Raw genomic sequence first — 17,244 nt, forward strand, 5'->3', positions numbered from 1 at the left:
GATCGCTTAGGGGGTCAGGTGGTGAGTTTGCGGCGTTGGGTCACCATCTTGAAGGCTTCAATGCGATCGCCTTCTTCCCAGTTGGCGAACCGATCGGTGCCGACACCGCACTCGAAGCCCGTGGCCACCTCCTTGACGTCGTCTTTGTTGCGACGCAGGGAGTCGAGATCCCCTTCGTAGACCACCTGTTTCCCACGGTGCACCCGCACCCGGCAGTTGCGATGGAGTTTGCCGGTGGTGACGTAACAGCCAGCGACGGCGCTCTTGCCGATGGTGAAGACCGCGCGCACCTCGGCTTCGCCCAGGGCTTCCTCCACCAATTCCGGCTCCAGAAGACCTTCCATGGCCATCTGGATGTCTTCCAGAAGCTTGTAGATCACGTCGTAATCACGCACGTCCACGCCGGTGGCATCCGCTGCTTTCTTGGCACCAGAAGCCATGGAGGTGTTGAAGCCCACGATCACCGCACCGGAAGCGGCCGCCAGGTCGACGTCTGTTTCTGTGATCTCGCCAGGCGCAGACAGCAGAACGCGCACCTGAACCTCGTCTTTCGGTAGCTGCTCGAGCGATCCGAGGATGGCTTCCACAGAGCCCTGAACGTCAGCCTTGAGGATCAGGTTGAGCTCCTTGAGTTCGCCGTCATTGGCCTGGCCGGACATGGCCGTGAGGGAGACCCGTCGTGACGCCATCTGCTGTGCGAGACGGGTGGCACGGGCATCGGAGGCACGATCGCCCACCACTGCCCGGGCTGACTTCTCGTCGGGGTACACCTCAAATTCATCACCGGCTGTGGGCACCTCGCTGAATCCCAAAGCCTCCACGGCAAAGGAAGGACCGGCTTCCTTGAGACGTTGGCGGTTGTCGTCCACCATGGCTCGAACCTTGCCCAGCACCGGACCAGCGGCGACCACGTCGCCGGTCTTGAGGGTGCCGTTCTGCACCAGCAGCGTGGCCACAGGACCTTTGGCCTTGTCGAGGTGTGCCTCGATCACGGTGCCGCGGGCCAGACGATCCGGATTCGCCTGCAGGTCCTCCACTTCGGTGACCAGCAGCAGCATCTCCAGCAGCTTGTCGATGTTCTCGCCCTTGATGGCGCTCACGGGCACCATCACCACATCTCCACCCCAGTCTTCCGCCAGCAGGTTCTGTTCAGACAGCTCCTGCTTCACCCGTTCGGGCGATGAACCCTCCTTATCAATTTTGTTGATCGCCACCACGATCGGAACTTCAGCGGCCCGGGCATGGCTGATGGCTTCCAGGGTCTGAGGACGGACCCCGTCATCAGCAGCAACCACCAGCACGGCCACGTCGGTCACCTTGGTGCCGCGGGCCCGCATGGCGGTGAATGCCTCGTGGCCTGGAGTGTCCAGGAAGGTGAGTTTGCGCGCTTCGTTGTTGTGCTCGATTTCAACCTGGTAAGCGCCGATGTGCTGGGTGATGCCGCCGGCCTCGCCTGCAGCGACGCGGGCCTGGCGAATGGCATCCAGCAGGCTGGTTTTGCCGTGATCGACGTGGCCCATCACGGTGACCACGGGTGGACGACGGATCAGGTGAGCCTTGTCGGCTTCCTCGATCATTTCGACGGTCTTCTTTGCTGCCTCCTCCACGTCGTCCTGGAGCACCGGTACGCCGAATTCCTCGGCAACGGCCTCGATCGTGGGCATGTCAAGGGTCTGGGTGACCGTGGCGATGATTCCCTTGAAGAACAGGGATTTGATGATCTCTGAGCTTTCGACGCTCAGCATGTCCGCCAGCTCCTGCACCGTGAGGTTGTCCTCCGGCACCACGATCATCTCGGGCCGCACCTGCTTTGCTTCCCGGGCTGCCCGCAGTTCCATGGCACGACGGCGCTGCCGTTGACGGGCTGTTTCCTTTCTGCGCTTGCGCATTGCCGCAACCGGCTTGGGTGCCGTGCGCTGCTGCGATTTGGGCTTGGCGGGACGAGCCAGGCTCGCCGAGAGAACCATGTTCTCCTGTTCGCCGGCGAAGCCACCGGTTTGTGCTGCCAGGGAATCATCGTTCTCGCCGATGATGTGTACCTTCTGGCGCTGCTTCTGTGGCGAGCGGCTGCGCAAGGCCTCCAGCTTGGCGCTGTCATCCCAGTCGGGACGTCCGGGACGTCGTTGGCCTCCGGGGCCGCCCGGACGGAAGCTGGGACGGCGGGGAGCCGAGGGGGCATTGGGACGTGCCACAGGTGGGGTGGCTGTTCCCGCTCCTGCGCCGGCTTTGGTGGGTGCGTCGGGCCGGCGGGGGGCTGGTGCGACGGGCCGGCCGACCGGCTTCTGAAGCTGCATGAGCTCACCGGGAGCCACCGGTTTGCGCATTCCAGCGGGCATTCCCGGACGGGTCGGAGCTCCGGGTCGGGTGGTCCCCCCGGATGCACCTGGTCGTCCACCGCCAGTGGTGCTGCCGTCGCGACGAATTGGCTTGCCGACCAGTTCGAGGGTGTTGCCACTTCGCGGGGGCATTCCTGGGCGACCCTGTCGGGTGGGGGCTCCAGGTCGGCTTGGACCGCCTTGGCGTTGCGGCACACCGGTGCCGGCCGGCCGGCGCGGCACCGGCTTGCCCACCAGTTCAGGTCTGGGTGTGGGGCGTGAGGGTGAACCGGGCTTGGCGGGGGCGCCGGCGCGGGTTGGAGCACCCGGCCGTGAGGGAGCGCCGGCACGGATGATCTGGGGTTTCTGCTGGCCCGGGGTGGGGCGTGAGGGACTTCCAGTTCCCGCTGGCCGCGGGGTCGGGCGAGCCGGAGTGGGCCGTGGCGTGGGAGCGGTCGGTTTGGCGGCCGCTTTGGGCTTGCCCACCAATTCCGGTTTGGCTGCTTGAGGCTTGCTGACGGCCTGAGGCTTCGCGGCTGCTGGCCGTGGCGTGGGGGCGGCAGCAGGCCGAGGCACAGGCTTGGCCGCTGTCGCCATTGCTCGTGCCGGGGCTGCGGCAGGCTTCTGGGGTGCAGCAGGCCGTGCAGGAGTTGCCGACGCTTTCGCAGGAGCCGCCGCCGGTTTGCTGATGGCTGGTTTGGGTGTTGCTGCTGTGGGTGGTTTCGGGGCCGCTTGCGGTTTGGCCACCAACTGGGGTTTGGCTGCCACAGGCTTTGCCGGTGCGGACTGGTTCACGCCAGGGGTTGGCTTGCTCGGTGCGGCTGGGGCTGCCTTCTTCACCGACAGGATGGATTTCCCTGCTGCAGGTTTGCTCGGTGCCGCTGCGCTCGGCTTCGCACCATTCACGCCCTTGCCAAGCATCGAACGGATCTTGCCGGCTTCGGCGTCACTGATCGAGCTGCTGTGGCTTTTCGCAGCGATCGACAGCTTTTCAGCCGCATCCAGCACGTCCTTGTTCTCAAGGCCGAGGTCCTTGGACAGCTCGTAAATTCTGACTTTGCCGCTGCTGGTCATTCAGTTCGGGTCTCCGATCGGTCCGGGCATGAAATGCCGCGGTGGCCACTCACATGGAGGGGCCGATGTTCAGTCTGCCTCAGCGGATTCACCAGTGGTCTGGTTGAGCCGCTGTTTCAACATCGCAAACACGGTTTCGGGCACCTGACAGCGCAGGGCTTTCTGCAGACGTTTGCGACGGGTTGCCTCCTCAAGGCAGTTGTCCTCGGGGCAGAGATAGGCCGATCGGCCCATCCCTGCATCGAGAAGAACTCCGTCCTGATGGTCGCGGATCACCCTCCATAACTGGCGGCGATCCAAGAGTTGGCGGCAGGCCACGCAGCGACGCAGGACGGGGCGCTCACTCACCGGACCTGCTCCTGATCGGGATCTGCATCGGCTTCAACCGTTGCGTCTGTGGCATCAGCTGCGGTTTCGGCGCCGGCTTCCACCTCAGCAGACTCCTCTTCAGAGAACTCCTGCTCGGGTTTCTCGTCGCCGTAGTCCTCGTCGTCTTCGGGCAGCGGATACAGCTCCCGCAGACGGGCATCCTCTTCCGCCCGAGCGGCCTGTTCGGCGGCCAGTCGTTCCTCGGCTTGCTGCTGGAGCGCTTCCTCCTCCTCCCGTTGGGAGATCAACTCCGCTACGACGGCATCCTCGGCCTCCTGGTCGTACTCGGTGGAGTTTTTGATGTCGATTTTCCAGCCGGTGAGTCGGGCGGCCAAACGCACGTTCTGGCCTTCGCGACCGATGGCCAGACTCAGCTGATCGGGGGGCACCAGCACGTGGGCGTGCTGGCCCACGGGATCCACGAGGCGCACCATTTCCACGCGAGCGGGGCTCAGGGAATTGGCGATGTACTGGCCTGGATCCTGGGACCAGCGGACGACATCGATTTTTTCCCCACGCAGTTCGTTCACCACCTGCTGGATCCGGGAACCACGGGCGCCGATGCAGGCGCCGACGGGGTCGACTTCACGTTCAATGCTGTCGACGGCCACCTTGGTGCGGGGGCCCACCGAACGGGAGGGGGGATTGGCTTCGCGGGCCACGGCCACGATCCGAACGGATCCCTCCTGAATTTCGGGAACTTCGTTCTCGAACAGGTAAACCACCAAACCGGCATTGGATCGGCTGACGAACAGCTGCGGCCCCCGCCGGGGAACTTCGCTCACCTCTTTGAGGAAGACCTTGAAGGTGGCGTTGGCGCGGTAGTTGTCGTTGGGCAGCTGGTCGCGACGGGGGAGTTCGGCTTCGACTTCAGGTCGGCCCAGCCCCGAGCTGACCGCCATGATCACGGACTGGCGTTCGAAGCGGATCACGCGGGCCGTCAGCACCGGATCTTCCAGATCAGCGAACTCCTCCTGGATCATCCGGCGTTGCTGATCCCTCAGCTTCTGGGCCAGCACCTGCTTGGTGGTGGCAGCGGCCATGCGGCCGAAATCCTCTTTCTCCGGGGTGACATCCAGAACCACGGTGTCGCCCACCTGGGCATCATCGGCCACCTGCATCACCTCGGCAATGGCGATCTGGTGGTCTTCGCTCTCCACCTCGTCAACAATGATCTTGCTCGCGAGAACCCGGTAGCCCTCCTCCTCCAGGTCGAGGCCGACGTCGAAATTGCTGAAGTACTCCTCATCAAAGGGGTCTTCGCTGATTCCGATGTAAAGGGTGCGCCGGTAGCGCTCATAGCCCTTCAGCAGGGCCTCACGCAAGGCTGCCTCCACCACCTGGGGCGGCAGCTTCTTCTCTTCACTGATGTCGTCGATCAGGTTGCTGAGACCGGGAAGCAGGACGAGAGCCATCGGGTTGAGTTAGTGGGAAGAGTTGAGCGGTTGCAGGGGTGAACGCTGATTTCAGCCGCCTGGACTGGTGAGGCGGACGCCGATCACGCCATCCCGGGGAATCCGTTTGATTCGCCCGCGAATGTTGATCTGCAGCGTGTCGGCATTGCGTTCGAGCAGAAGGCCCTCCAGACGTTGCTCGCTGTCGTCCTTGTCGCGGTGATGCACCTCCACGGGGAAGCCCCGGAAGGTCTCAAAGTCGCGATCGCTGGACAGCTGGTCGCCGATTCCGGGACTGCTGATCTCCAGAACATACGCGTCAGTGAGCAGGGAAGAGGCCTCAAGGGCATCTCCCAGCACGCCACTGAAACCCGCGCAGTCGTCGAGGCTCACATCTGATCCGCTGCTGTGGCGGATCTGCACTTCCAGGGTCATCGGGCTCATGTGGGTGAGCAGCTGAATGCCGCAAAGGTCAAAGCCCTGGCTGGCGGCCACATCGGTGGCCAGCGTTTCGAGATCCGGAAGCAGAGGATGAGGCAACGCAAACTGAAGTCGGACGTCGGCCCGACGTGCATATCAGTTGTGACCGATCTCCCGCGGGGAGATGCCCGTCGGACACCCCTTCAATGTACGGGACCGTCGGCCCGTCGTCAGGTGTTGCCCAGGTCGATGGATGGTGCGTCGGGGAAGGCGTCGCCCGGCTGCTCGCTGCCGCGACCTTCGGAATCCTTGTTGATGCAGAGTCGCTTCCGCTCTGAATCGGTCACGTATTGACAGACGCGACTCCAGAGTTTGCTGCGGCTGCCCCGGGGGCCATTGCTGAACGTCACCACATCGGGAAGACCAGGCCGGTCTTCGATCACGACCTGGCAGAGCTCACAGCGTTGTGAAGCAGCGGATGCGCTCAAGGATCGAGATCACAAAACGGGGCGACCTTAAGCAGGGGAAGCAGGTCCTGCTGTGCGATCAGTGGCAGCCCTGAACGGAGATGCGGTAACTGAATCCAGTGGCTTGCGGGTCTTTGTTGGCCCCGATCCGGAAATTCACTTGGCTGATGTTCTTGCCTTCCACCTGCTGGAAGGGGCCGAACATGCGACCGGTGCCCACGGGCGGCTGCAGTTGTTCATCGGCCACCTTGCTGTTGCTGCCGTCGCTGAATTTGAGGAAGGCCTGGACCGGATAGCTGCTGGGGTCGCTGGAATCGGCGGTGAAAAACAGCTTGAAACTGCGGTAAGGCTGATCCACCACGAAATCGGTGTTCCAGTTGGTGCGGCCGACGGCTTTGCCGATCAGCCCCTTGGGACGCTCCACCTTCTTTTTCACAATCGGGTCGCCGCCGCCCACCGGGGGCAGAAAACTGCAGGCGGCCTGGGCCTGGACTGGGATGAGCAGCAGGCCCAGGGCTGGCAGAACAGCAACGGAGCGCATGGAAAACCAGATCAATTGGACGTAAGAGACGTCAGGGGAGGCCCCTCTTCAAACCGTTCCAGCAGAACCTGAGTCGGGATCTGAGTGCCGAAGCGGCAGGCATTGGTTTCGCTGGAGGCGAGGGTGCCGTGTTCCCAGAACTTGTTGCTGCCGTTGCCTCCGCCACAAAGGCCGAAGTATTCGCAGCTCTTTTGGCAGGTGTCCACGCCGCTGGTCATGTCGGCCATGAGCCGACGGAACTGCTCGGTGTGGGTGGACTCCACCAGCGACAGATCCTTGAGATTGCCGAGGTTGAAGCTGCCGTAGCGATCGCTGGCCACCGAGAGCAGCTCGGGATCGAAGGTGGAGAAATTGCCTTCCCAGTCCACGCTGAGGATGGAGAACGGGCGATTGAGCTCGTTCTGGGTCATCCGTGCATTGCCTTGGATCAGGCTGATCACCTGCTCGAATTCGCGCAGCACCACGGGATAGCCGTCCTGCTCGCTGAGCCGCCAGAAGGCCCGCAGGAAGTCGCGGTACTTCTCCTCCATCGCTGAGCCCTGCATCGATGAGGTGGTGTGGATCCCCTCCTGCTCCTCAACGTTGAAGCCCACATCGGTGATGCCGTTGTCGCGGAAGAAGCGGTACATCCGCTCCGGTTGCTCCATGGCATCGGCGGTCACCACCGAGATGCAGTGAAAGGGCACATCGTTGCGATGCAGGGCTTCAATCCCCTTCATCGCCATGGCATGGGAGCCGCGCCCGTTGCGGAAGCGCCGGTGGGCGTCGTGGATGTCTTCAGGGCCATCCACACTGATCCCCACCACGATGCGGTTGCGCCGGAAGCAGTCGCACCACGCGTCATTGATCAACGTGGCGTTGGTCTGGACGTGCTGGGTGAAGTCGAGCCCCTGGGCGTTGAACTGCTCAAGGCTGCGATAAAGGATCGCTGTCGCTTCGTCGTACCAACTGGTGGGCAGGGTGAGCGGTTCTCCGGCGTGCCACACCAACGAAAATTCTGGCCCTGCATAGGGGCTTTCCAGAATTCGCTGCATCAGCAAGGGCAGCAGATCGAGGTCAAAGACCCGCTTCTTTTGGCGATCAGGCAGATAGCAATACGAGCAATCGAGGTTGCACAGGGAGGTGGACTGCACAACCACAAGGCCGATGGGCCCGAACCGGTTGAGGTCGGGCCCGACGTAGGGAGAAGAAACGATCACCAGTTGACGAATCCGCCGCCACCGTTCTTCCAGCCGCCACCACCGTTGCGCCAACCGCCGTAGTAGTTGCCATTGCCCCAGGTGTTACGGCTGTTGCCCCACTTGTTGCCGCTCTTTCCGTTGCCCCATTTGCCTTTGCCGCGGCTGTTGCCGAATTTCTTGCCCTTACCGTTGCCCCACTTGCTCTTGGCAACAAGCTCATCTTCGATTTCAGGATCCTGAAGCAGGCTGCCCCAGTCGGTGTTCCGCACGGCTTCAATCCGAGCTTCGATGCTGTTGGCTTTGGCCTGGCCGGTCAGTTGCTCGGGAGCGGTGTAGGTGGAGCTGGCTTCGGCGGTTTGGCAGAGCACAGCGCTGGAGGCCAGCAGTGCTTGAAAAGCAATCAGAGAACGCTTCATGACTGGTGATGGATAAAGGAGCTATGCAATTGGAGAGGTGTCAGATTCCCGGTGTCGCAGGTGTGTTGATTTCTGCTGTGATGCTGAGGATGAGGCCGTAGAGAGATCGAATTGCCTCCTGACGCAGTCCCACGTCACTCTCAGGACCAATCCAACGGTTGATCATGCGGCGCGTTCCCGCATCACCATCCATGTAGGCCTGCATCATCTGGCCCAACGCGATGTTGGTGGAGGAGAGCAGCTTGCCATTGTTTTGATTGACGATGCAGCTGATGCCGGAGCGGCCGTAGGGACGGAAGGGCAGCAGCGCCGTCTTGTCGATTCGGCTGTTGGCGGCCAGCCACAGGGTTCCGCCCCCAAGGATCGGAACTTCACCCGAGTAGAAGGCGTCCAAGGCTTCCTTCGGGGTGTTGAAGCTCTTCAGGGTGGCGCCGGGTACAACGCTTTTCAGCACCTTGGCGGACTGGGAGTCTTTCACCACACCGATGGTTTGGCCCTCCAGTGAGGCCGGGGTTCCATCAATGGTGGTGTCGTTGGCCATCAGCAGACGGGTGCCACCAACGCCGAAGGGAAGGCTGTAGCTCACCTGGCTGGAGCGGCCCCAGTTGAAAGCCACGCCACAGGCGATGTCTGCTTTGCCGGTGATCACGGCGCCGATGCCGTCATTCACCGACTTCGCCACCCGGTAGTCCACCTTGCGGCGCTTGGCTTGAATCCGGATCTGTTCAAGAACGTCAACCCCGAGGCCTTCGTAGCCGGCATCTGTTTTTTGATACAGCGGCTTGACCTCCTCAAAGATCACCGCCTTGAGCGTTGTGCCCTCGGCGGAGGCTTGAGGGGTAAGGGCAACCGGGCCAGCCAGGGCAAGCAGAGCTGCCGCTGGAGCCAGAAGTGCACGCATGCGAAAACTGCGTTTGCTGATTTGTTAGCTGCGATTTTCTGAGTTGTCCGCGCATCGCAAAGGGCGTTGTGAGATTGCGATCGATTTGGACCAGGGCCCGTTTCTCGGGCTGGATCCGATAAAAAGAAGGCAATTACAGGTCTTGTGTTGCGGTACGCCCTGCGTCAATTGATGGCCGTGCTGGTGGCCGTGGTTTTTCTGGTCGGTGAAGGGGCCTCAGTGCAGGCCCTCGAGCACAGCTTTGTGGCCGATGCCGTTCAGCGGGTGGCCCCGGCGGTGGTTCGTATCGACACCGAGCGCACCGTGGAACGTCAGCCGTTTGACCCCACACTGCTTGATCCCCTGCTGCGGGATCTGCTGGGCGATCCTCCGGCAGGTCCGGAGCGGGAACGGGGCCAAGGCTCCGGTGTGGTGATCGATGCCAAGGGCCTTGTGCTCACCAACGCCCATGTGGTGGATCGGGTGGAGTCCGTCAGCGTCACCCTGGCCGACGGCGAACAGCGCGATGGCCAGGTGGTGGGCACCGATGCGGTGACGGATCTGGCCCTGGTGCGTCTCGAGGGGGATCAACTGCCGCCACGGGCTCCCTTGGGTGATTCGGAAGCCATGCAGGTGGGCGATTGGGCGATCGCCCTCGGCACCCCGTTCGGATTGGAGAGAACCGTGACCCTGGGCATCGTCAGCAGCCTGCATCGCAACATCAGCAGCCTTGGCTTCGCCGACAAACGGCTGGAACTGATTCAGACCGACGCCGCCATCAACCCCGGCAATTCCGGCGGGCCGTTGGTGAACGGCGACGGTCAGGTGATTGGCATCAATACTTTGGTGCGGTCGGGCCCTGGTGCCGGCCTCGGTTTTGCCATCCCGATCAACCTGGCCCGTCGGGTTGCCGATCAGCTGCAGCAGCAGGGTGAAGTGGTGCATCCCTACATCGGGCTGCAACTGGTGGCGCTCACACCGCGTATTGCGCGCGAGCACAACAAGGACCCCAATGCCCTCGTGCAGCTGCCGGAACGCAGCGGTGCCCTGGTGCAAGCCGTGCTTCCCGATGGCCCTGCTGAAAAAGCAGGACTGCGCCGCGGCGATCTGTTGATCACAGTGGATGAGCGCGACATTGCTGACCCTCAGGCGCTGCTCGAGGTGGTGGATGCCGCCGCCATCGATGTTGCCCTGCCCTTGAAGGTGTTGCGGGCGGGCCGCGAGCTGACCCTGTCCGTCAAACCTGAGCCCCTGCCTGGGATGGCCTGAAACCCCTTGCTACGGTCGCGCCCAACGGACGTGACCTGATGGCTGATCTACAGACCCAGATGAAGCAGTCGGTGGCAGATGCCGCCGTGGAACAGATCAAGGACGGCATGGTGCTGGGCCTGGGATCAGGCTCCACCGCCGCCCTGATGATTCAGGGCCTGGGGGCCAAGCTCGCCAGCGGCGAACTTAAAGACATCGTCGGTGTCACCACCTCCTTCCAGGGAGAGGTGCTGGCTGCTGAGCTCAACATCCCTCTGCTCAGTCTCAATGCCGTCAGCCGTATTGATCTGGCCATCGATGGTGCCGACGAAGTCGACCCTGGCTTCCAATTGATCAAGGGTGGTGGCGCCTGCCACGTGCAGGAAAAACTCGTGGCGGCAAGGGCGGATCGTTTTGTGGTGGTGGTGGATTCCACCAAACTGGTGGACCGTCTCAACCTTGGTTTTCTGCTGCCGGTGGAAGTGCTTCCAGGGGCCTGGCGCCAGGTGAAGCAGCAGCTGGAAGCCCTCGGGGGCAGCGCTGAGCTGCGCATGGCCCAGCGCAAGGCCGGCCCTGTGGTCACCGATCAGGGCAACCTGGTGCTGGACGCCAAACTTGACGGCGGCATCAGCGATCCAGTGGCCTTGGAGCAGACGATTAACAACATTCCCGGTGTGCTTGAGAACGGCCTGTTCGTCAACATCACCGATGAAGTTCTGGTCGGCGAGATCACCGATGGCGTTGCGGGTGTCCGCAGCCTGGAGAAGCGCCTCAGCTAAGGCGCCGCCGCACCGATTCAGCGTGGCTGTGCAGGCCTTCACTGGTGGCCAGCTCCTGCACAGCTGAGCCCGTTGCTTCCAGTGCAGCCCGGTTGAAACCGATCAGCGAAGTGTGGCGCATGAAGGTCTCAACGCTCAGGGCTCCGCTGAAGCGCGCGGCTCCACAGGTGGGCAAGGTGTGGTTCGGGCCTGCCAGGTAATCCCCCACGGCTTCCGGAGACCATGGCCCCAGGAAAATGGCTCCGGCGTTCTGAATGCGATCCGCCAGGGGTTCGGGCCGCTCCACCAGTAGCTCAAGGTGTTCGGGGGCGAAGCTGTCGCTGAGGCGGGCACAGCTCTCGAGGTCGTCGCAAACCACGACCAGCCCCCAGTCCCGCAGAGCGGCTTCGCAGATCTCCTGGCGGGGGTGATCGGCCAGCTGTTCGGCCACTGCGGCGTTGATTCCGTCGGCCAAGGCAGGGTCGGTGGTGATCAGCACCGCCGCCGCCAGGGGGTCATGCTCCGCCTGCGCCAACAGATCTGCTGCCACCTGATCGGGCTTGGCGGAGTGGTCTGCGATCACAAGCACTTCGCTCGGTCCCGCCAGGGAATCGATGGCTACCTGGCCATACACCGCCTGTTTCGCCAAGGTGACGTAGAGGTTCCCTGGACCACTGATCACATCCACCTTCGGCACGCTCTCGCTGCCGTAGGCCATGGCGGCGACAGCCTGGGCACCTCCGAGGCGGAACACCGTTTTCACGCCGGCCAGGTGGGCCGCTGCCAGCACCACGGGGTTCACCGCACCATCACGTCCGGCGGGGGAACAGATCACCACGTCTTTGACGCCGGCGACCCGGGCTGGCACCGCATTCATCAGCACGGTGCTGGGGTAAGCCGCCCGTCCTCCGGGCACGTAGAGACCCGCCCGCTCCACCGGCCGCCAGCGCCGCCCGAGCTGTTCGCCGTGGGGGCCCGTCACAGCCAGGTCGGCGGGACGCTGGCGTTGGTGAAAGTCGGTGATGCGGCGGTGGGCCAGCTCCAGGGCATCCCGCAGGTTGGTCGGCAGCGACGTCCAGGCCTGTTCGAGGGCCTCGGGGGACAACGCCATCGGTTCGGGCCGGAAGCCATCGAACCGTTCGGTGAAGTCGGCAATGGCGGCGTCACCGTGGTCGCGCACCGCTGCGAGAATGGCTTCAACCCTTTCACGGGCTTCACCCTGCTGGTTTTGTGTGGTGCGGCTCGACAACCGTTTCAGCTCCGTCTGGGCCCGGTCCAGATCCCGCACGATGCGAAGGGGAGCAACGGCCGGCTGGCTCACAGACAAAGGAACAGTGGGAGATTTCAGTCAAGTTAGGACTCCGCAACTCAGGGAAGGGGGTCCTGTCGAGGAGTAAGGTGATGGATTGTTCGCAACGTTGAAGCCTCAGTGGCCAATAACAAGTCAGCCAAGAAGCGGATTGAGATTGCTGAGCGCAACCGTCTGCGCAACCGCACCTACAAGTCGTCGATGCGCACCCTGATGAAGCGCTGCTTTGCCGCCTGTGACGCCTACAGCGCCACCCCTGGTGATGAAGCCAAGGCCAGCGTGCAGACCTCCATGCGTGCCGCCTTCAGCAAGATCGACAAGGCCGTGAAGGTTGGTGTGCTGCACCGCAACAACGGCGCCAACCAGAAGTCGCGCCTCAGTGCGGCCGTGCGCAAAGTGCTCGAGCCCGCCAGCTGATTCGGTCTCAACCGGCAGAATGGGCCGAAAGCGCGTTTCGGCCCAGCTGTGTCCCCCACCCCGACGTTGATTGACAGCCACTGTCACATCGTCTTCCGCAACTTTGACGACGATCTCGATGAAGTGGCCTCACGCTGGCGTGAGGCTGGGGTCGGTGCACTGCTGCATGCCTGCGTCGAACCCTCCGAGATTCCGGCGATCCGCGCTTTAGCTGATCGGTTCCCGGAGATGCGTTATTCCGTCGGTGTCCATCCACTGGACACCGAGCATTGGAGGGATGACACGGTGGCGGTGCTGCGCCGGGCGGCCCTGGAGGACGATCGGGTGGTCGCCATCGGCGAACTCGGACTCGATCTCTTCCGCGACAAGAATCTCGAGGAGCAGCTTGCTGTTCTGCGTCCTCAGTTGGACCTGGCGGTGGAGCTGAACCTGCCGGTGATCATTCACTGCCGGGATGCCGCTGAGCCGATGCTGGAGGAGCTGCGGGCCCGAAAGGCGCAGGGCCGTTGCCCTGGAGGGGTGATGCATTGCTGGGGCGGCACTCCCGATGAAATGCACCAGTTCCTGGAGCTCGGCTTCTACATCAGCTTCAGTGGAACCGTCACCTTTCCCAAGGCGGAGCCCACCCATGACTGCGCCCGTCAGGTGCCGGAGGATCGCTTCCTGGTGGAAACCGATTGCCCTTTCCTGGCCCCTGTTCCCCGCCGGGGCAAGCGCAACGAGCCGGCCTTCGTGGCCTCCGTTGCCACGCGGGTGGCTGAGCTGCGCGGCGTGGATCTCGACAGCGTGGCCTGCAGCAGCACCGCCAACGCCCGGCGTTTGTTCGGACTCCCTTAACCGGAGTTCCAATTGTGTCGAGTCCATATGTAAGATGTTGTATTGGCCTGGCCATGCGCAGGATTCCGTCTTGTGTGTGGTGCCTGAAGCGTCCATTTCCTTCCGGTGCACTTGTCGTCGTCAGCTGATCTGACCCGCGATTTCTGAACAGCAGCAGCGGCGCTGTCGGTTCCGTCCTGGAAACCGTCAGTGCCGCTGCTGCTGTCGAATCGTCCTGTCAGGTGAGCTTCTGCCGTCAATCCAGTCCTCCCCAGTCCCTTCGTCCTCTCTGCCGGTCCCCGCATGAGCAGCAGCGCGATTCAGGTCGCCAAGACCGCCACCTACCTCCCTGATCTGGTGGAGGTGCAGCGGGCCAGCTTTAAGTGGTTTTTGGATCAAGGTCTGATCGAGGAGCTGGAAAGCTTCTCTCCGATCACGGATTACACCGGCAAGCTTGAGCTCCACTTCATCGGTAGCGAGTACCGCCTGAAGCGCCCCCGCCACGATGTGGAAGAGGCCAAGCGCCGTGATGCGACCTTCGCGTCACAGATGTATGTGACCTGCCGTCTGGTCAATAAGGAGACCGGTGAGATCAAGGAGCAGGAGGTCTTCATCGGCGAACTGCCGTTGATGACCGAGCGCGGCACGTTCATCATCAACGGCGCTGAGCGCGTGATCGTGAATCAGATCGTGCGTAGCCCCGGTGTCTATTTCAAGGATGAAATGGACAAGAACGGCCGGCGCACCTACAACGCCAGCGTCATTCCCAACCGGGGTGCATGGCTGAAGTTTGAGACGGATAAGAACGACTTGCTCCACGTTCGTGTGGACAAGACCCGCAAGATCAACGCGCACGTGCTCATGCGTGCCATGGGTCTGTCCGACAACGACGTGCTCGACAAGCTGCGTCATCCCGAGTTTTACAAGAAGTCGATTGATGCCGCGAACGACGAGGGCATCAGTTCGGAAGACCAGGCGCTGCTTGAGCTCTACAAGAAACTGCGCCCGGGTGAACCCCCCTCAGTGAGTGGTGGTCAGCAGCTGCTGCAGACCCGTTTCTTCGATCCCAAGCGCTACGACCTCGGTCGGGTCGGCCGCTACAAGATCAACAAGAAGCTGCGTCTCACCATCCCCGACACGGTGCGCACCCTCACCCATGAGGACGTGCTCTCCACCCTCGATTACCTGATCAACCTGGAACTGGATGTCGGTGGTGCCAGCCTCGATGACATCGACCACCTCGGCAACCGCCGCGTGCGTTCCGTGGGCGAACTCCTGCAGAACCAGGTTCGGGTGGGTCTGAACCGTCTTGAGCGGATCATCAAGGAACGGATGACCGTCGGCGAAACCGATTCGCTGACCCCTGCCCAGTTGGTGAACCCCAAGCCCCTGGTGGCGGCGATCAAGGAGTTCTTCGGCTCCAGCCAGCTGAGCCAGTTCATGGACCAGACCAACCCTCTGGCTGAGCTCACCCACAAGCGCCGCATCTCGGCCCTTGGACCCGGTGGTCTCACCCGTGAGCGTGCCGGCTTCGCCGTCCGCGACATTCACCCCTCCCACTACGGCCGTCTCTGCCCGATTGAGACGCCGGAAGGCCCCAACGCCGGTCTGATCAACTCCCTGGCCACCCACGCCCGGGTCAACGAGTACGGCTTCATCGAAACGCCGTTCTGGAAGGTGGAGAACGGTGTCGTTCTGAAGGACGGCGATCCGATCTACCTGTCTGCCGACCGGGAAGACGAAGTGCGCGTCGCCCCTGGCGACGTGGCCACTGAGGACGACGGCCGGATCTCGGCGGATCTGATTCCTGTTCGTTATCGCCAGGACTTCGAGAAGGTCCCCCCTGAGCAGGTCGACTACGTCGCCCTGTCACCGGTGCAGGTGATCTCCGTGGCAACGTCCCTGATCCCCTTCCTGGAGCACGACGACGCCAACCGCGCCCTGATGGGCTCCAACATGCAGCGTCAGGCTGTGCCGTTGCTGCGTCCTGAGCGTGCCCTGGTGGGTACCGGCCTGGAAACCCAGGTGGCCCGCGACTCCGGAATGGTGCCGATCTCCCGGGTGAATGGCACCGTCACCTATGTGGATGCCAACGCCATCGTTGTCCAGGACGAAGACGGCAACGACCACACCCACTTCCTGCAGAAGTATCAGCGCTCCAACCAGGACACCTGCCTGAACCAGCGCCCGATCGTTCGCTGTGGCGATCCGGTGATCGTCGGTCAGGTGATGGCGGATGGCTCGGCCTGTGAAGGCGGTGAGATCGCCCTGGGTCAGAACGTTCTGATCGCTTACATGCCCTGGGAGGGTTACAACTACGAGGACGCGCTGCTGGTCAGCGAGCGTCTGGTCACCGACGACCTCTACACCTCGGTTCACATCGAGAAGTACGAGATCGAAGCGCGTCAGACCAAGCTCGGACCTGAGGAGATCACCCGTGAGATCCCTAACGTCGCCGAGGAAAGCCTGGGCAACCTCGACGAGATGGGCATCATCCGCGTGGGCGCTTTCGTGGAAAGCGGCGACATCCTCGTGGGCAAGGTAACGCCCAAGGGTGAATCCGATCAGCCGCCGGAAGAGAAGCTGCTGCGCGCGATCTTCGGTGAGAAAGCCCGTGATGTGCGCGACAACTCCCTACGGGTGCCAGGCACCGAGCGTGGCCGCGTTGTGGATGTGCGCATCTACACCCGAGAACAGGGTGATGAGCTGCCCCCCGGCGCCAACATGGTGGTGCGTGTTTATGTGGCCCAGCGCCGCAAGATCCAGGTCGGCGACAAGATGGCTGGCCGCCACGGCAACAAGGGCATCATCAGCCGCATCCTTCCCCGGGAGGACATGCCCTATCTGCCCGACGGCACTCCGGTCGACATCGTGCTCAACCCCCTGGGTGTGCCGAGCCGGATGAATGTGGGTCAGGTGTTCGAGCTGCTCATGGGTTGGGCAGCGTCTAACCTCGATTGCCGCGTGCGCATCGTTCCCTTCGATGAGATGCACGGTGCTGAGAAGTCCCAGCAGACCGTCGAGACCTTCCTCAAGGAAGCCGCCAAGCAGCCCGGCAAGGGTTGGGTGTACGACCCTGAGGATCCCGGCAAGTTGCAGCTGCGGGACGGCCGCACCGGTCTCCCTTTCGATCAGCCCGTGGCCGTGGGTTACTCCCACTTCCTCAAGCTGGTTCACCTGGTGGACGACAAGATTCATGCCCGTTCCACCGGCCCCTACTCCTTGGTCACCCAGCAGCCCCTGGGCGGTAAGGCACAGCAAGGCGGTCAGCGTCTGGGTGAGATGGAGGTGTGGGCCCTCGAGGCCTATGGCGCCGCATACACCCTGCAGGAACTGCTCACGGTCAAGTCCGACGACATGCAGGGCCGCAACGAGGCCCTCAACGCCATCGTCAAGGGCAAGCCGATCCCACGTCCTGGTACACCGGAATCCTTCAAGGTGCTGATGCGCGAGCTTCAGTCCCTGGGGCTCGACATTGCCGTTTACACCGACGAAGGCAAGGAAGTGGATCTCATGCAGGACGTGAACCCACGTCGCAGCACCCCCAGCAGGCCCACCTACGAATCCCTCGGCGTCGCGGATTACGACGAGGACTGACGGATCAACGAACGAACCGATTCCCCGCTCCTTCTTCCTTAA

The 17,244-nt window shown here is 62.8% G+C and carries 15 protein-coding genes; 5 read left to right on the forward strand and 10 right to left on the reverse strand.

Features of this window, described 5'->3' with window-relative positions; genetic code table 11:
• Positions 1 to 14: 14 nt before the first annotated feature.
• From infB to grrP, 9 genes are all read right to left on the reverse strand, one after another.
• Positions 15 to 3,389, reverse strand: a complete 3,375-nt coding sequence (infB, locus tag KR52_RS05555) for a translation initiation factor IF-2 (RefSeq protein ID WP_038553462.1) — start codon at positions 3,387 to 3,389, stop codon at positions 15 to 17.
• A gap of 69 nt (positions 3,390 to 3,458) precedes the next feature.
• A complete protein-coding gene (locus KR52_RS05560) occupies positions 3,459 to 3,737 on the reverse strand; it encodes a YlxR family protein (RefSeq protein ID WP_038553465.1) in 279 nt (92 codons plus the stop codon).
• Positions 3,734 to 5,173: a transcription termination factor NusA gene (gene nusA, locus KR52_RS05565; protein WP_038553468.1), complete on the reverse strand. Its 1,440-nt coding sequence runs from the start codon at positions 5,171 to 5,173 to the stop codon at positions 3,734 to 3,736. The genes KR52_RS05560 and nusA overlap by 4 nt, the downstream gene beginning before the upstream one ends.
• 51 nt (positions 5,174 to 5,224) lie before the next feature.
• The gene (gene rimP, locus KR52_RS05570) at positions 5,225 to 5,692 is read right to left on the reverse strand and encodes a ribosome maturation factor RimP (protein ID WP_038553471.1); all 468 of its coding nucleotides are present in this window, start codon (positions 5,690 to 5,692) and stop codon (positions 5,225 to 5,227) included.
• 110 nt (positions 5,693 to 5,802) lie between these two features.
• Complete coding sequence (locus KR52_RS05575; protein WP_038553474.1) at positions 5,803 to 6,060, reverse strand: hypothetical protein; 258 nt, start codon at positions 6,058 to 6,060, stop codon at positions 5,803 to 5,805.
• A gap of 58 nt (positions 6,061 to 6,118) precedes the next feature.
• Positions 6,119 to 6,580, reverse strand: a complete 462-nt coding sequence (locus tag KR52_RS05580) for a hypothetical protein (RefSeq protein ID WP_038556909.1) — start codon at positions 6,578 to 6,580, stop codon at positions 6,119 to 6,121.
• An 11-nt stretch (positions 6,581 to 6,591) separates the two neighbouring features.
• A complete protein-coding gene (grrM, locus tag KR52_RS05585; RefSeq protein ID WP_038553476.1) occupies positions 6,592 to 7,779 on the reverse strand; it encodes a cyclophane-forming radical SAM/SPASM peptide maturase GrrM/OscB in 1,188 nt (395 codons plus the stop codon).
• Positions 7,776 to 8,177 carry a GrrA/OscA1 family cyclophane-containing rSAM-modified RiPP gene (gene grrA / locus KR52_RS05590; RefSeq protein ID WP_038553479.1) on the reverse strand — a complete coding sequence of 134 codons (402 nt, stop codon included), beginning with the start codon at positions 8,175 to 8,177 and terminating at the stop codon, positions 7,776 to 7,778. Before grrA ends, grrM begins: the two co-directional genes overlap by 4 nt.
• Before the next feature lie 40 nt (positions 8,178 to 8,217).
• Positions 8,218 to 9,078, reverse strand: a complete 861-nt coding sequence (grrP, locus tag KR52_RS05595; protein WP_038553482.1) for an extracellular substrate binding-like orphan protein GrrP — start codon at positions 9,076 to 9,078, stop codon at positions 8,218 to 8,220.
• Positions 9,079 to 9,249: 171 nt separating this feature from the next.
• Here grrP and KR52_RS05600 point away from each other — a divergent pair, with 171 nt between their 5' ends.
• Together KR52_RS05600 and rpiA are read left to right on the forward strand one after the other, a co-directional pair.
• On the forward strand, positions 9,250 to 10,326 hold the full coding sequence (locus tag KR52_RS05600; RefSeq protein WP_038556911.1) for a trypsin-like peptidase domain-containing protein: 1,077 nt from the start codon (positions 9,250 to 9,252) through the stop codon (positions 10,324 to 10,326).
• Positions 10,327 to 10,364: 38 nt separating this feature from the next.
• A complete protein-coding gene (rpiA, locus tag KR52_RS05605; protein WP_038553485.1) occupies positions 10,365 to 11,084 on the forward strand; it encodes a ribose-5-phosphate isomerase RpiA in 720 nt (239 codons plus the stop codon).
• Here the strand turns inward: rpiA and hisD are convergent.
• Positions 11,077 to 12,384, reverse strand: coding sequence for a histidinol dehydrogenase (hisD, locus tag KR52_RS05610; RefSeq protein WP_038553488.1), 1,308 nt, complete (start codon positions 12,382 to 12,384; stop codon positions 11,077 to 11,079). The genes rpiA and hisD overlap by 8 nt on opposite strands.
• A gap of 108 nt (positions 12,385 to 12,492) precedes the next feature.
• On the opposite strand from hisD, the gene rpsT reads away from it, so the two are divergent.
• The 3 genes from rpsT to rpoB all read left to right on the forward strand — a co-directional run bounded on the left by rpsT (position 12,493) and on the right by rpoB (position 17,202).
• On the forward strand, positions 12,493 to 12,789 hold the full coding sequence (gene rpsT / locus KR52_RS05615; protein WP_011365018.1) for a 30S ribosomal protein S20: 297 nt from the start codon (positions 12,493 to 12,495) through the stop codon (positions 12,787 to 12,789).
• A 48-nt stretch (positions 12,790 to 12,837) separates the two neighbouring features.
• Positions 12,838 to 13,626, forward strand: a complete 789-nt coding sequence (locus KR52_RS05620; RefSeq protein WP_038553492.1) for a TatD family hydrolase — start codon at positions 12,838 to 12,840, stop codon at positions 13,624 to 13,626.
• 282 nt (positions 13,627 to 13,908) lie between these two features.
• Positions 13,909 to 17,202, forward strand: coding sequence for a DNA-directed RNA polymerase subunit beta (rpoB, locus tag KR52_RS05625; protein ID WP_038553495.1), 3,294 nt, complete (start codon positions 13,909 to 13,911; stop codon positions 17,200 to 17,202).
• Positions 17,203 to 17,244 lie beyond the last annotated feature (42 nt).

This window comes from Synechococcus sp. KORDI-52 (assembly GCF_000737595.1).
Lineage (GTDB): Bacteria > Cyanobacteriota > Cyanobacteriia > PCC-6307 > Cyanobiaceae > Parasynechococcus.

Excerpts from the sequence above, each read along its gene's own strand:
- grrP (WP_038553482.1), bottom strand. The coding sequence starts at position 9,078 with ATGCGTGCACTTCTGGCTCCAGCGGCAGCTCTGCTTGCCCTGGCTGGC.
- grrA (WP_038553479.1), bottom strand. The coding sequence starts at position 8,177 with ATGAAGCGTTCTCTGATTGCTTTTCAAGCACTGCTGGCCTCCAGCGCT.
- KR52_RS05580 (WP_038556909.1), bottom strand. The coding sequence starts at position 6,580 with ATGCGCTCCGTTGCTGTTCTGCCAGCCCTGGGCCTGCTGCTCATCCCA.
- infB (WP_038553462.1), bottom strand. The coding sequence starts at position 3,389 with ATGACCAGCAGCGGCAAAGTCAGAATTTACGAGCTGTCCAAGGACCTC.
- rpiA (WP_038553485.1), top strand. The coding sequence starts at position 10,365 with ATGGCTGATCTACAGACCCAGATGAAGCAGTCGGTGGCAGATGCCGCC.
- nusA (WP_038553468.1), bottom strand. The coding sequence starts at position 5,173 with ATGGCTCTCGTCCTGCTTCCCGGTCTCAGCAACCTGATCGACGACATC.
- KR52_RS05600 (WP_038556911.1), top strand. The coding sequence starts at position 9,250 with ATGGCCGTGCTGGTGGCCGTGGTTTTTCTGGTCGGTGAAGGGGCCTCA.
- rpoB (WP_038553495.1), top strand. The coding sequence starts at position 13,909 with ATGAGCAGCAGCGCGATTCAGGTCGCCAAGACCGCCACCTACCTCCCT.